Origin of the sequence: Sphingobium sp. Z007 (assembly GCF_900013425.1) — a bacterium.
In the GTDB taxonomy this organism is placed as follows: Bacteria; Pseudomonadota; Alphaproteobacteria; order Sphingomonadales; family Sphingomonadaceae; genus Sphingobium.
The window spans coordinates 1236956-1251834 of sequence record NZ_FBXK01000005.1 but is presented as its reverse complement, the minus strand read 5'-3'; the positions used below and the strand labels follow the sequence as shown (position 1 = coordinate 1251834).

9 protein-coding genes are annotated in these 14879 nt (G+C 57.9%); all 9 read right to left on the bottom strand.

Features of this window, described 5'->3' with window-relative positions:
* Positions 1-8: 8 nt before the first annotated feature.
* The 9 genes from CEQ44_RS13930 to CEQ44_RS13895 all read right to left on the bottom strand — a co-directional run bounded on the left by CEQ44_RS13930 (position 9) and on the right by CEQ44_RS13895 (position 14829).
* Positions 9-1730 carry a hypothetical protein gene (locus CEQ44_RS13930; RefSeq protein ID WP_088184046.1) on the bottom strand — a complete coding sequence of 574 codons (1722 nt, stop codon included), beginning with the start codon at positions 1728-1730 and terminating at the stop codon, positions 9-11.
* Entirely contained in the window at positions 1730-2080 is a 351-nt protein-coding gene (locus tag CEQ44_RS24010) for a hypothetical protein (RefSeq protein ID WP_140419333.1), read from the bottom strand. The genes CEQ44_RS13930 and CEQ44_RS24010 overlap by 1 nt, the downstream gene beginning before the upstream one ends.
* A gap of 57 nt (positions 2081-2137) precedes the next feature.
* Positions 2138-5965 (bottom strand): hypothetical protein, encoded by a 3828-nt coding sequence (locus CEQ44_RS13920; protein WP_088184048.1) that lies wholly within the window; start codon positions 5963-5965, stop codon positions 2138-2140.
* Between the two features lie 56 nt (positions 5966-6021).
* Entirely contained in the window at positions 6022-6174 is a 153-nt protein-coding gene (locus CEQ44_RS24440) for a hypothetical protein (protein ID WP_176400309.1), read from the bottom strand.
* On the bottom strand, positions 6171-6536 hold the full coding sequence (locus tag CEQ44_RS13915) for a hypothetical protein (RefSeq protein ID WP_088184049.1): 366 nt from the start codon (positions 6534-6536) through the stop codon (positions 6171-6173). Before CEQ44_RS13915 ends, CEQ44_RS24440 begins: the two co-directional genes overlap by 4 nt.
* Entirely contained in the window at positions 6536-9160 is a 2625-nt protein-coding gene (locus CEQ44_RS13910; RefSeq protein WP_088184050.1) for a DUF1983 domain-containing protein, read from the bottom strand. The genes CEQ44_RS13915 and CEQ44_RS13910 overlap by 1 nt, the downstream gene beginning before the upstream one ends.
* Positions 9161-9976: 816 nt before the next feature.
* Positions 9977-10759, bottom strand: a complete 783-nt coding sequence (locus CEQ44_RS13905; RefSeq protein ID WP_088184051.1) for a hypothetical protein — start codon at positions 10757-10759, stop codon at positions 9977-9979.
* Positions 10756-11130, bottom strand: coding sequence for a hypothetical protein (locus CEQ44_RS13900; RefSeq protein WP_088184052.1), 375 nt, complete (start codon positions 11128-11130; stop codon positions 10756-10758). The genes CEQ44_RS13905 and CEQ44_RS13900 overlap by 4 nt, the downstream gene beginning before the upstream one ends.
* Before the next feature lie 18 nt (positions 11131-11148).
* Positions 11149-14829 carry a tape measure protein gene (locus tag CEQ44_RS13895; protein ID WP_088184053.1) on the bottom strand — a complete coding sequence of 1227 codons (3681 nt, stop codon included), beginning with the start codon at positions 14827-14829 and terminating at the stop codon, positions 11149-11151.
* Between the last annotated feature and the right edge of the window lie 50 nt (positions 14830-14879).

The window sequence follows — 14879 nt, the reverse complement described above, 5'->3', positions numbered from 1 at the left end:
GCAGACCCTTAAACAGCCGGGCCAGTGAGCTTGAAGCAATCGACGGTCATCGACGCCTGTAGTGGATCGCTCGTGCTGATGTTGAAGCCGACGCCGATCCTGTCCGGCCTTGCGCCAAAGGCATCGCCAATTGCGGTCGTGCCGACTTGCAGCCAGTTTTTGCCGCATTGGCTGACGTAGAATGTCAGGGTCGAACCCACACAGGCCGCGCGATAGAAAGTCGGCTGAGACTTGAACACCTGAGCAGCAATCGAGCCGTTATAGCCGCCGGTCATTCCCGTGAATTTGATTACCCCAAACGGCTGATACTCGTTCATCTGGCCGCAGATGATGTGCCTGTTGGTCGTGCTATCCATAACCATTAGGCCGCCCTTGCGATAATCGGCATCGTTCATGATGATCGGGGCGCGGATCACGATATCCCAATCCAGCGCTTTGTTGGTCAGCGTCCTGTAGGCCACGCGGCTGATATCGCCGGTCGCACTCGCACCGCTCTTCACCAGCAATCCAGCGTCAGCATCGTCGGTCAACGAAAGCTGGACGGCATTGCCGCTCTGGAGCGTGAAAGTGCTGGCAAGCGGCGCATCGAAATACCACGGCTTGCCGCTGCCACCGCCGCCACTTGATGGCGTAACCCAGCCGACTGCGTAGTTGGTGTTGCTGCTTTTGGCCAAAACCTGCCCGGTAGTGCCGCCCGTGGGGATGCCGTTCAGCGTGACCCATGACGTGTTGTAGTCGCTGCTGTTGGTCTTGCGGAGAATCTGACCCGTTGAACCCCCAGCCGGAACGCCGATGCCCGTAGCGCCGATATCGCCCTTTGGGCCTGTCGCACCCACCGCGCCATCTGCACCTTTCGCCAACCCAGCGTCGATTACATTGCCGTCACTAAGAGTGACGATGAGGTGGCCGTTGCTATCAATGGTGACGCTGACGACGCCGACGCCATCTTGGCCGGGAGTGCCTGAACCGCCATCGCCAGCCGGGATAAACGCTTCCCAGACTGAGCCATTGCTCATCTCCAGCTTGACCGTTCCATCCTCAAAATAGAAGTCGGCAACGTCGGTGCCAGCAGGACCGGGAGTGCCAGGTGCGCCCGCTGGCCCGGTATCGCCCTTGTCGCCCTTTGGACCCTGTGGGCCGGGAATGGTGGACGCTGCGCCGGTCGGGCCAGTTTCGCCCTGAGGTCCGCGTTCGCCGGTATCGCCCTTAGGACCGGGCACCGTAGAGGCAGCACCAGCAGGGCCAGTCGCGCCCGTTTCACCTTTCGGACCTTGCGGGCCAGTCAGGCCGGTATCGCCGCGATCACCTTTGTCACCCTTTGCACCTTGCGGCCCCATGGGGCCGGTTGGTCCGGCAATGGTCGAAGCCGCGCCCGTGTCGCCTTTGTCACCTTTGGGGCCAGTCGGTCCCGTTGGTCCTATCACACCTTGCGGGCCACGCTCGCCAGTGTCGCCTTTATCGCCTTTCGCGCCAGTTGGTCCGACCGGACCAGCGGGACCAGTTGGGCCAGCATTGCCGATGTCACCCTTATCGCCCTTGTCACCCTTCGCGCCAGCAGCGCCGACGGGACCAGCAGGCCCGGCGGCCCCCTGCGGGCCTTCTGGACCGACATCGCCCTGATCGCCCTTGTCACCCTTGGGACCGGGAATGGCGACCAAGCCGCTATCAACGTCGATGATTTCAATTTCAGCCTGTGCGGCGAGTTCGGTAATCCCGACTTCTTGTGCCATTAGTCCACCCTGACCGCTGTTACGGTTCCATAAGCAATGCGCTGTAGATTTGTGTTGTCCCAGACAATCCAGAATTCGTAGCCCATCTCGCTATCGTCGCGGATGAAAGATAGCTGGCCGTTGCGGATGAGGACGTGAACCGACTTGTCGGTATCATTCCACGTCAGACCATTCTCCAAGCTGAGCAGCAGCTTGCGGCGATGATTCTGTGAAATGCTGAGATATGCTTCAACCGGACTTCCGGTTGGAGAGACGCCATTAAGAGTGATAACCCAGATGGTATTGAACGATACTGCATCATCAGATGCAGGAGTGGCATAGCTTATTGTGATTGGTTTATTGACTGCCACTCTAAGTGCCTCCCGATATCGTTTCCGATATTTAGCGGGAGGCACCAGTCGGAGAGGTCAGGGCTTTCTTGGCGGGTTGTTCGTGGTCTGATGATAATAGAACCAGCCACTGCCAGCGTTCTGCGCGCCCTTGGCAATTTCACTGTCGATTTTGCTCTGGCGATATCCAAGAGCGGTTGTCTCGGCGGTCACAAGCGCGCTGTCAGTGCGGCCCATATCGAGAAGCAACGAGGGACCGGCAAGTAGCTGATCCATGGCCTGTCCGTCACGGCTGCCGCCGCTCCACGTATCCCAATTAGGAGCCTTGCTGCTGCCCTGTGCGGTTGCCACAGCAGCATAAGTCTGGGGCAGGGCCGAGACATTGCCACCGGCTGCGGCGATCATCTGAGGGGTCCACAGGGGCAGCGTATATTCAATATCGACGCTGTTGACCTCCATACCGCCGTTGATCCTGCCGGTAATGCGCTTTTGGTGCATGGTGATGAGCCAATCCACGACAGCCTTTGCCTTGGGCGATGCATCACGGAGTGCCTGATTGAAGCCCAGCTTTTCAGCCGCGTGAAGCGCACTCATCCAGTAGCCAATCATGAAGTCGTGTTGCCAAAGGCCATAATCATCGCTCCAGAGACATGGGCCGAAGCGTTGCGCGCCAGCGAAAATCGCATTGTTGCCGCCGCCGATGACATTGGCTGGCGGATTGAGGAAGCCCGGTGTGCTGTCCCAGAAAGCATCGTAGAAACTCTCAAAGTCGAAGACGACCCAATCCAGAATCTCCGCACGGCTGTAGAGCCTGCTCGAATTGCTGGATCCGGTTTTCCACGCGAGAGCGGCGTGCATGTATTTCCAAGCCGCGCCGCGCGATGCAAATTCGCCAGCCTCACCCCAAGCGTTGTTCAAAATCCAGGGTAGGTAGAGGCGGGCCTGATCGCCGAATTTGTGGCCGAGCATCGCAAATTCAGGCGACTGCCACATGAGCGAACCCCAATGCGGAAACTGGTGTGCGTGGTCTTGGTCAATCTGGTTGGTGCCGAAATAGGGCTTGTCGGAAGCCGAACCGCCATAGGGCACCTGAACACGCAGCGGGTTGTTGGCCGTCACAAATTCATAGGGGCGACCACCCTGAATGTAATAGGCGCGCTCACTAGGAGTGCCGCTTTCACCACCACCATAATAATGGTTTCGCAGGGTGATATTGCGGCGAGCGTCGCCCTTGAAGAGTGGCGTCAGCCTGCCATTCTCGAAGCAGTGGAATGGATCGCTGGCATAGCCGGTCAGATAGTCGAGTGCGATTTGCTTCATGTCGCGGTTATCGTGCGGGCGCTTGAGCGTCACGTCACGAGCGTAACGGGCGACCGGCTCGGCCATAATCTGACGATCATCGCGAACGCCGCCCGGACCAGTAATCGGCGAGCGGCCCATCTGGTTGAAGGGCGTGTATTTGAGCCAAACACTGGCATTGGGCACCATGCCGTTCTGGTCGCTTCCGAACGTCCACGGATTGAGCGTGTTCTGACCAGCCGTGATGAGGTCATTGTAGGTGCTGCTTTCCCACGGCATCCAGCGATAGTTCGCGAAGCCGTTGAGCTGCTCGCCAGTGCCCGCGCGCAAATCGCCACCATTGACCGATGCGGCACCTTGCGATCCGAACGGAACGGCCAGGTCATAGGTCGGGACGCGGTTCCAGATATCCTCCTGACTGTAGGCCGGTGGCTCCGCATGAGAGCGCCAGATAATACCGGAGCGCACGGTGCCTTTGGGATACCATTTGTTCGCAGCCGTCACCATGGGATTGCCGCGACCGTCGAGAGTGCCGCTCCACGATACCGGCGATGCTGCCGTGTTCAGCGGCTGGCCGTTAGGCTGTTCGATGCGCCCCAGCAAATTGCCCTCGATGTCGTAGATCAGCCATTTATGCGGCACCATGTAGCTGTTTTTGCCCTGCGGGTCGCCGAACGGGTTGGACGGCATGGTGGCCGTGTCCCAATCATACCCGAGTTGGAACTGGACGTAGGTGCCCATGCGGATGCCTTCGCAGTAATAGTTGATGCCGCCGATGTTGGGCACCGCGCCCTTGGGTAGAACTTCCGTCCATGGTGCCTGTGCGCCATAGAGGATGCTATCTTCAAAGCGGCAGTTCTGCGCTGCTGGACGAGTCATGATGAGTTCGTTGGGGTGATTGATTCCTTCGCCACTCGACCAGTCTTGCAGGACGACCTTATAGGCGCGGCCCGTGGGGACGATCATATCGCCGACGACCACCTCAAGGTCATAAGGGTCTTGGCCAGCCGCCTGATAGCGGATGGTGACAGGCGCCTGAGATGCCGTGAAGCCGCGAGCATCCACGCAAAGCATTTGCAGGTCCGCCGCGCTGATCGGGCCGGAAGCCGCCACATCGTAGCTGCTCTGAACATCGGGACGCCCGTAAGCTACGTTCAACGAAGCCACTTCCAAATTGTTTTGGCTGTCGCTGGTGTTGTTGCCCGACGAGTTGCACTCCAGGCACATGGCAGGGGTGACGCGCAGTTTCACTTCGCTGGTCTGGTCGGGGCCAATCTGAACGCCATTGCTGTAAAAGCGCACGGTGCCACCGGGACCGCCCACATTGTCGATGAATTCCACCGACAATGATTTGAGCGAGCCTGCTGCGAAGGCGGGGTCATCGGCGCTGACAATCTGAGTTTCGGAATTGCCGCGCCCGATCGTCACGACGAGTGTGCTGGAACCTGCCCAATGGCGGCGCAGCTCGAATTTGCCGACATTATATTCATACATCGTGGCGAGGATCGGATATTCCTCATTCACGACGCCATTGAAGGTCATGCGAATGCTAGGCGGTGCCTGCGTCGTCCCATCATCGGTTGTCTGTTTGAAGGTCAGGCCGAGCGGATCGGTGATGAGATAGACGCCCTTCATCAATCGCAGACGGCCATTGGTCATCGCGCTGCCATCGGTGGAACCATAGACCCGCTTGTAAAGGGCGTTAGATGTGCCCACGGCATCGCCGCTGACTGGCCAAGGGCTACCGGCATTCGTGATGGTCCAGCCGCTTGCGACCGGCACGGTGATGTCGTTGCGGCGCTCGATGCGAAGCGGAAAACCAGAAGGGGCGGTAAGGGTGAAGTTGGCAGTCGAACCGGCGAGGTAGATGCCCAGCGGGAAGATCGTGCCGGGATCGCCATAGATGGTGCCAGAACCAGAGAGGTCCAGTTCCTCGTCAGAACCGGGTGGAAGCGGGATCGGCGCATTCACCAAACCCAGCACGACGGCAAGGCCGCTGGTCGTGGACTTTGCCCAGATGGCGATGCCTGAATCTGGCTTGTCGGTAGGGATTATGACCTGTGCTGTTTGCGTCAGGTTCATGGGTGGATCGCCAACGGTAACGGGAACGATAAGCTGATAGCCGGATGCGCCGGGTGGGATAGGAGCGACCTCCTTGATATTCACGACTGCGCCAAGGCCGACCTGTGAGCCGTCGCGGCCTTTCAGGCTGTCGAGCCATCGCTGCTCGGTGCCCACGAAGCCATTTTTGACAGCCGTTTCATAAGCAGAATCGCCGCCATCGACGCCGTTCTCGATGATATCGAGCGCACGTTCATAGAGATCGGCCGACTTTTCGATCATGGTCGTGACCGACTGCGTGACGGTGTTCGGATTGGGGTGAACAGGGACGATGGTGTAGGCTTTGTTCGCCATGGTCTGGCCGGGGAAGGGGTGGACGAGCGTGATGCTCGACTTGCTGTTCACGCTTCTGACGGGATAGTTCAGGCCGTCGATATTGAGTTCCAAGCCGGGATAGTTTGCGACCCAGTTGGTGCCGGTGCCGATAACCTCCGTCGATCCATTAGCAACGCTGACCGTGCCAGCCGTATCAAATTCAAAGTCCATATTTGGATCGCTCCCGCCTACCAGTTTTGCTGATATTTATGCGGGGTAGGGCAGGATCATTCGGGCTTGGGATGCTGATCCTTGACCTTCTGGATGATGGCTTTCCAAGCGTCATATCCCTGATGAAACAGAATATCGAACTGTTCAGCATAGGAAGGATATGCGGCGGCGCGGGCATCGCTGTAGCCCTTCTTGATATCGATTTTCATACGGCCTCCGGTCCTGTCGGCACAGCGACATATTGGTCCAGATAATGGGGATGGCTTAGGTTGACGTAGATCGTCTCAGCCGTGTCGGCCTCGAACTCTGCCGTGCCATCATCAATGACGTGAACGCTATCGCCGATAACAAGTGATGTGCCAGCGGGAAGGCCGCTGATGCAGTTGTAGGAAACTGTCACATTGAACGGCTGGCGCTGCTGGACAGTCCGTGTTTCAAGGTCGAGATAGATAGCATTGGGCATCGTGCCCGCGGCTACTTCGACTTCGATGATCGTAGGGTCAGGATAGTTCGCCTGACCGGATGCAATGACGAGCAGTTGGCCTGCTTCTGTAAAATATGCGTAGGGCATTATCGCTTCATCCCAATCAGCTTCATGTTGATGTCTCGGATATATTGAGAGCGGGCAACGGATCGCGGGGTGAACGCGCCAGAAACGACGCGAGCAATCACGCGAACCTGCGCGCCAGTGACGATGGTGCTGATATCTGCGCCAGTCCTACTGTATGTGTTGCCGTTATCGGTCGTGATGCCGAAGGTCTTCTCTTCGGCCATGACGTAGCCGCCGCCGGTATCGACCCAAAGCTGGATTTTACAGCTCGCGTCATAGGCCTGCGTAGCATCAATGGTGAAGTCCACCTCAATGCTGCCTGAGCCATAAACGCCATCGCCAATGGTCGTAAAGCCGGTCGTCAGAAAGTCCGCTGATCCATTGGCAGCAACAAAGGTGTCCACGCCATTCGCGCCCTGATTGGCCGAGATAGCGCCACCGGCCACTTTGAGTGTGTCGATCGAGGCGTTCGTGATCTGCGCGCCATTGATGATGGCATTTTGCATGATCGCGGTGTTCACCCGGAGCGCGGTGCCATCCAATGTGAGGAGCGGGGTCTTGCCGTTTGGCGTCCAGATGGAAAAGGCGTCGGTCATAAACGCGGTATCCACATAGCCATTCTGGTTGATGATGCCCAAGCCGCCCACGACCTTGGTGCCGTTGACTTCCGTCTGGACCTTGAACGTGACTTGGCTGCTCATCAGACCGTTGATGTCGCTGATGAGTTGGACATTCTGTTCGTAGCTTGCCCCGTTGGTCGGGTTTAGCCGGGTGTTAATGGCGTTGATTTGATCGGCCCTAGCGCCGTTGTCATCGACCTGGGTTTTCGCATTGGCTTTGATGATCGACACAATGCTGTTGCCGGTAGCCTCATCAAAAACGCGGCTGCTCAGTGTCGTGACGCTTTCGGCAACAATCTCGTCGGCATCAATGTAGGCGCGTTCTAGGCCCTGAATGGCGGCTTCTCGGTCGGAAACCTCATCCTCGATTTTGACGCCTAGTTCCTCAATGCGCTCGGCCAGTGCATTTTCGCCGCCTTCGTCAATGACGATGCGCTCCAGTTCGCTGATTTTGCCCTCTGCGTCACCAACACGAACGCCCATGTCGGTTATGTCTTCGGCAAGCGCACTATCACCCTCAGCACGAACGCGACGCTCTTCCGTGAAGGCCGCACTGACCTCCTCGCCATATTCGGCGATCATCTGTGTCACTTCCGATGCAGAAGCGAAGTCCAATCCCGCAATGGTTTCGCGGACATTCTTGAAACCAGCCTCAACGGTGTCCTCGCCGGTTTTTACGCGGCTGGTAAGATGGGTGATCTGCTCTGCTACCAGATTGCCATTTTCATCAACGCGGGTGCCAAGGGCGGTGATCGCGATATGATTCTCGCGGTGAAGAGCGCCCTGCGCCTTGCCGATGGCATCGCCATATCTGAGGTTCAGTTCTTTCAGGTCGGCAATCGGCTGGACCAGTGCGGGCAGAACGAGTGATTTGAAATTCTTGCGAATGTCATCGACACCGGCCTGAACCTCATCGACCTTCTGACCCACGCCATTGACCGCCTCATCAACAGCGTCCTTCAACGCGGAGGAAATCTCGTCATCACTATGAGTGACGAAACAGCGGCGGCCTCCGACGCGGACCTTGTGGGCGCGTGTTGCGGTCGCGGGCATTGCGATGCTGAGAACGACAGGTGTGGACGCCTTGGACTGGCGCAGCATGACGGGGGCTTTGCTGCTGACGTTGCGGCCAAAGCCCCAAATGCCATCGCGGTCAGGAAATACATAAGCGGCAAGGTGCGAGGCTGCTTCGCGAAGAAAGTCACCAACGCTGATAGCCGGATCGCTATCGTCCTCAGGCTTGTCCCTGCTGTCTAGATAGTTTCCCCATGTGTGCGGGAAATCGCGGTCGAGTGCTTCCGCGCCGTCCATGTCGATCATGTTGGCGGGCACGCCCGCAATTTCGCGGAGCATCCAAGCCGCGATAGCGCCAAAGCTCGTTAGGGACTGGCCATTGTCGGTCGCGCCGATCACATCAGCGGTGATCTTGCCAAAAGGCTCAGCACCAAGGCGATACATGCCCACGGCTGGTGCTTTCGCCCATGTTCCAGGCGGTAGCTGCTCAGCGGTGAGGCCGATCAATTGTTCATAGGTCGCGACGGTATATTTGGCTGGGCCGAGCGTAAGCGCGTTCTCATAGACGGCCACCACGTCCTCAGTCGGACCATAGCCATGATACTGATAGACCAGATATTCCATGTCGATCATTGGCGGTTCGATGTTCTCGACAAAGCCGATGGCAAACGGCTTCAACTGGCCTTTGAAATCCGCAAGGCTTTCTGCTGCGCCCGTGCCCGCATAGGAGGATTTCAGAACCTCCTTCTTCAATTCGGCTTCTGGTCCAAGCAACGGTAGCTGGGCATTGGCCATGTCTGCCGCGACCGACATGGACCCGACGCGACCAGCCGGAATATGCTTATAGCTGGACAGCGGTGCGCCATATTCGGCCCACATTAGGCGGCATGGATAGCCGTCAAAATCATATCCCGGCCAATGGGCGTTTCTCATTTCCGCGCTCAGGCGCAGGCCGATGGTGCCATAGTCGATGGCTATTTCGCCGGGGATGCCATTGTCGGTAAGTGCCATGGAGCGGGCAGGGGCACCGATCAGGCAGGGGACATATTCATGATCGTTATCAAACGAGATGGGGCCGTGACCGGGCGAACACATATGCAGAACGACTGTCTGCTTCGCCTTTGGATCGAACGCTGTAACCTCTGCGAGAAAAACCCTCTTCACCCTGCCACCCCATATCCTGTCGGATATTTAGTGGCCTATGGCGCGGGTAACTCTGTCACTTGATAACTGGTTTGAGCAGCAACGATCAGGAACGCCGCCACGTCAGTTTTATAATGGACTAGTCAATTTAGAATTGTTCCCGCAGCGAGATTCATCCCTGAACCTGAACGCCGTCGATTAGCCATCCTAGCACGGAGATTCCTTGCAGGTCCGTCGTGCAGACTGCAATCCCCGTTCCGACGTTGCTTTCAACCTGCCAAGCTATGTCGATCGTTTTTTCGCTGGTCGTCACGGATGACATTGCCGGATCAATCGTGCCCAGATTGCTTCTGAAACCCTCCCGCAACCGTCTGTTGCAAGTCCCCAGGGCGGTCGTTTCAGCATCTGTGTAGACTTGCCCAGACAAGGATTTGGGATTGCCACATGCGCTAATTGGCACGAGCAAAAGCAAGCTAATGATGTGCCTCAATTGGTCGTCTCCGTGGCTCGTCTCATGGGGCTAACTTATACCATCAGAGCGGTCCAGCAACTTCCAAGATCGTTCACATAGAAATGCCGTCATTCACGTGCATGGGCAGCGATGACTATCTCTGCAAGGTAGGTTGCTTACGAGAGTAACGGTAATCGACCGACCTTTATCGTAAGGTCAAGGTCACCAAGTCATTATGCCCTCAACCCCGCGACCTGCATCTCCGTATCCCACCAATTATGGTAGGGGTTCTGACCCTTCCAATCGACCTTCACGCGGCCATAGACCGTCCAATGCTGTGCGGTATCGAGGTTGTCGGGTTCAGGGGCGAATAGCACCGGCTTGGACCTGCCAACCGTCATCATAAAGGCGTCAAAGCGATTGAACGTCGCTTCGTCCATCGCTCCCAGCGTGGCCTTCACCGTCGGCCTAGCCGCATATTCCTGCACGTCCTCGTAGTTAGGGCCGCTGATCAGGATGCTGTCATCGACCTGACCCTTTTCCCAATTGAAGTCGATGCCCGATGGCACTTCAATCCGCTCGCCCATGATGATGCGCGCGGCTTCAATCTGACCGGCTGGATTGCCGGGTGACGTGAAATCGAAACGCCAGAACGGCGATTGCACGGTCTGGCCAAGGTCGATCATCGTCTTGGTTGTATAGGGCGCGAACTTCTGCCCCTGATATGCGGGCACCGGGCCGCTATCATAGACGGGAGCCGAGAGTGTTCCACTAATGGTGGTGGCCGCACGGATGCGGACGGTATCAGTGGCGCGCAAATTGCTGTGGAGGATTGCCACGGTATCGACGGGCGAAGAGCAGCGCATGACGACATAGATGCCGTCCAGGCCGACCGAGCGCCATGCCATGTCCATATTGTCGTTGGTGAGATTCACGCCCGGAGACGCAGGGATTTCAATGCCGGTCGTCTCGAAAGACAGCGGGGCGGAAGCCAAGAAAAATGGGTTTTCGATCATGTCTGCGGCCCCTTGATGGTGATGGTGGTCAACCAGTTTTGGTAGTCGACCACGACGCTGACGACGCGCAGCAGATCGGTTTGATCGACCGGCCAGTCTGGGAAATTGCAGGTGAATGTCGGAGGGGAACCGATGAACGACTGGTCATCGCAAACATCGACACCGGCCAGCACAACCTCATATGCCTGAGACACATGCTTATGCTCGTTCATAATCTCGTCGGCCAGCGCACCAGCGGCGGCTAGGTCGAGATTGGTTTCTAGTTTGATGACACGCGCCTGCGGCTGGACTGCCAGCACCTCAGGTGCGGCCCTTTCCTCAAAGCGATATTCCTCTTTCACGAACGCGCCGCGATTTACATCAATGGCCATTTAGCACCTCCCCACTATTTACACGGTGCCCGCCTGCTTGCCGTTGACAGCAGAGCCATTCCAAAGTGCCGTAATATTCTGACCACGCTCGATTGCTTCCAAAAGCTGCTGCGTCAGGCTGTTGCCAATCTGCTGCTGCTTCAACTGTTCGGCGATAAGCTGGGTCTGGGAGTCCACGGCTTCGACAACGCCGGTCGAGTTATGCGCGTAGATGTTTTCCGCATACTTGGTCGCGCTATCGGTGGCATCCAACAGGCGGTTCCTGATGTTCTGCGACTGCGCCGTGGCCGTGCCGTAAATGTCTTTGGTCATGTCCCAAATGTCGCTGCCCAGAGTGGTCATCGCGGACGTATCGACGGACTTGCCGGATGCCAGCGCGTTCTCATAGTTGGCGAATTCGGCCAGCTTGCTATCCAGACGGCTCTTGGTGCTGAGGCCAGAGCCTTCTCCCATCAGCTTTTCACGGAAGGATTTGAGGTCCGATAGCTGATCCTTGAGCATGTTTTCGCGTTGGATCATGTAATAGCGATCCACGTTCGCCAGTTCGGCAGCGGTCGCGCTGTTGGCGATCATTTCCTCACGCAGCTTGCGGAATTCATTGTTCAGTTCGGCAAGCGGTGCGCCGATAGGATCATCAATGCGGGCCAGTTCCTTGACGATGTTCTCATATTTGGTTGCGAGGGTGACGGCACGATCAAGGTCTTGAGCAGCACCGAGGACGCGCTTTGAAAAGTCGCTAATGCCGGTGAGAACGCCCTTCTGGAGTGCGGTCTTGATCGCAAATTCAATCGCGGCCTCTTCGCCCTCCTTGCCGAAATCGACAATATCGGAACGACCGCTGCCGCCCTTGAGCTTGCCGGTTCGACCCGTGGTCGAGACGCGCCATTTGCCTTTATACTGGCCGATGGAGATATTCGGATTGCCGGTGATGCTGCCGCCAAGCTGATCCGCAATAGCGCCAATGCTATCCATGACCGCGCCAGCCGCCGTGCCCGCCGCTGCCTCATAGGCCGCTTTGTTGCCGGTAACGCTGCTGTCGAGGTAGCCGTCATCACCAAGAGTGATGTTGGCCGTGCCGTATCGCTTCTTCTTGAACATGCCGCCAATCAGACCGCCGCCGATGGAGCCGATCAGGCCACCGATAGGACCGCCAACGATCGAACCGATGCCGCCGCCAATGGACGCGCCAGTCTTGCTGCTGTTGATGCCCAGCGTCTTCATCAGGCCATCAGCCATCTGGCCCATCTGAACGCCGCTCGCCGCTGCGCCCAGCGTGTTGCCGATTGCGCCGGCGACGCTGCCCGGACCCTTGCCGGTGAAGATCTTCTTCATGTCGCCCTTGAAGCCGTCGAATCCGCTGTTGAGGCTTTTCAACGGGCTAAGCAGGGCGGACTTCTGACCATTGCGGCCGAGCAGAGAATCCAAGGTGTTCTGGGATGCCTTCGCGGCGGCCTGGCCGATGCCGGTCAGTGAGCCGTCACCATTCTTGCCCAGAAGGTCGATGATGGAGCCGAGAGGGCCAAGGCCAGCAAAATCGCCCTTGGCGGCATTCGCCAAACCAGAAAGAAGTTGCCCGAATTTGGAAATGGCTTTCCCGAACGTGCCGCTGAACTGTTCGCCCAACTGGTCGATGCTCTGGCCCAGCTCATATTCAAACCGGGTGGCAGTCTCCGCGACGGCACGATCCAGACCGTCGATTGCGCGACGATACTGCTCTTCGGTGATACCGCCGTCGGCGACCGGCTTGGAACGCAGGACGTCCAGACGCTTACGATCCGCGTCAAACTGCTCCATCTTCAAGCGGTCAGATTCAAAGGCGCTATATTGGGATAGAAGGCTTTCGCGGTCCTTCAGCATCCTGTTCTGGCGCTCGATCTCGAACGTCTCGCCAGCACGGGCCTTAATCATGGCAAGTTGCTGCTGATACAGGTCGCCCGTAATATCGACCTTATCCTCAAGCGCGCGGCTCTCGAATTCCCATGCGGCTTCCGCCATGGCCGCTTCCTTGTCGGTCATGGTCAGCTTGCGCTTCTGGAAGTCCAGTTCGGCTTTGCCGTTATCGTTGGCAACGCGCATGTCCGTGAGCAGCTTGGCCGCACGGGTTTGGTCCATCAGCGTGGACAGGCGTTCCTTTTCGGTCGCGGTCAGTTCCTTGCCGCTGACGCGCTGTAGGTCCATCTGCGCGGTATATTTCTCAGCCTCGATCGGCATGAGCGCAGCGATCTTCCTGTTTTCTTCCATGATGGCCCAGAATTCCTGCGCGGCCTTCTGCTGGCGCTCCGCTTCTTTGGCGGCACGCTCTGCCTCACGCTGAGCGTCGGACTTCTTGCCTGCGCCCTTGGGCGCGGTGGCGGTGCCTGTGGCTGGACGGAGATTGCCACTGCCGCCTGACTTCTTTGGTGGTGGTGGACCTAGCTTGCGGGACTCGTCCGTGAGCTTCTGGTCGTTCCAGCCTTTTGGAACATCATCGCCGGTGCGCTCGCGATAGGCGCGCTCCAGCTTTGTGCGGGCGCGATCACGACGGGATTGAGCATAGCCACGTTCAAAGCGGCCACGCATGTTGGACTGGAGGCCGTAGGTCGGGTCTTTGGTTTTATCGTAAACCGACTGAGGCAAGATGGCATCAAGGACGTCACCTCCCGCGTCAGAACCGCGATTGGCCGCATTTGCCGCCTGATCGAGAGCGCCCAAAATGCCAGCGACCTGATCACGCAGCGTTTGCGCCTTGAAACCGATGGCATCGAATACGGCCATCGCGCCATTGAACAACGGCTGGAATGCGTCGCTCAATCCGGCGAACGTGTCGCGAATCTCAGCACCCACATTGTAGGCGGCGTCGGCAATGGACTTCATGTTGCCGCTGCCCTGATCGGCGAAATTGTAAAGCGCCTGACTGAACCCGCCGCCCTTATCGAACGCACCAAAGGTGACTGTCGCGAGGTTGGTCATGGCGGTGAACGCATCGCCAAATGTCTTCGGCATCTGCTTGAATTCTTCGTCCAGCGCGGCGGTAAAGCGCGTATCGGTGAAGGCGCGGAACAGCTTGTCGGCGGTCAATTGGCCTTCGCTGGCCATCTTCTTCAAAGCGCCAACGGGCACATTCATGCTATCGGCGAGCAGCTTCATCAGGCGCGGGCTGTTTTCAGCAAGGGAGCGGAATTCGTCACCGTTGAGCTTGCCCGACGACAATGCCTGCCCAAGCTGGAGAACCGTGGATGCAGTTTCGCCTGCGGTCGCGCCGCTGATCTTGAGGGACTTGGTTACGGTTTCTGTCGCGCGAGCAATCTGTTGTTGTGACGCATCCAGACCCTTACCGCTGGTCATCAGCTTGCCGTAGAGCGTAGCGGTCGAGGTCAACTCACTACGAGTGGCAGCCGCAATTCTGCGAACGTCTTCCTGCGCCTGACCATAATCCGCAAACCCACGCGTCGCGAGGCGCAGCTTGGCTTCCATGTTTGCCGATGCGTCGGCCATCTCAGTGAATTTGGCGGTGATCCCCGCGAGGATCGCGGCAGCGCCAGCGCCCTTGATCCCGGCAAGGCTCCGGCTGAATGTCGTGATGCCGATGGTGGTCGAACCAAGCGCACCATTGAGGCGACGGCTAGAATTACCTACTCGGTCAAGTGCGCGCTCAGCCTGTGAGCCACCACGTTGAGCGCCAGTTGCGTCGATAGTGATGCGGATGGTTGTGTCGGACATCGAATAAGCAGTCTCCGCATTGTGGGGTCTGCTTATTTATCGGGCAGTCT

Excerpts from the sequence above, each read along its gene's own strand:
- CEQ44_RS24440 (WP_176400309.1), bottom strand. The coding sequence starts at position 6,174 with ATGAAAATCGATATCAAGAAGGGCTACAGCGATGCCCGCGCCGCCGCA.
- CEQ44_RS13905 (WP_088184051.1), bottom strand. The coding sequence starts at position 10,759 with ATGATCGAAAACCCATTTTTCTTGGCTTCCGCCCCGCTGTCTTTCGAG.
- CEQ44_RS13900 (WP_088184052.1), bottom strand. The coding sequence starts at position 11,130 with ATGGCCATTGATGTAAATCGCGGCGCGTTCGTGAAAGAGGAATATCGC.
- CEQ44_RS13920 (WP_088184048.1), bottom strand. The coding sequence starts at position 5,965 with ATGGACTTTGAATTTGATACGGCTGGCACGGTCAGCGTTGCTAATGGA.
- CEQ44_RS13910 (WP_088184050.1), bottom strand. The coding sequence starts at position 9,160 with ATGGCACTTACCGACAATGGCATCCCCGGCGAAATAGCCATCGACTAT.
- CEQ44_RS13915 (WP_088184049.1), bottom strand. The coding sequence starts at position 6,536 with ATGCCCTACGCATATTTTACAGAAGCAGGCCAACTGCTCGTCATTGCA.
- CEQ44_RS13895 (WP_088184053.1), bottom strand. The coding sequence starts at position 14,829 with ATGTCCGACACAACCATCCGCATCACTATCGACGCAACTGGCGCTCAA.
- CEQ44_RS13930 (WP_088184046.1), bottom strand. The coding sequence starts at position 1,730 with ATGGCACAAGAAGTCGGGATTACCGAACTCGCCGCACAGGCTGAAATT.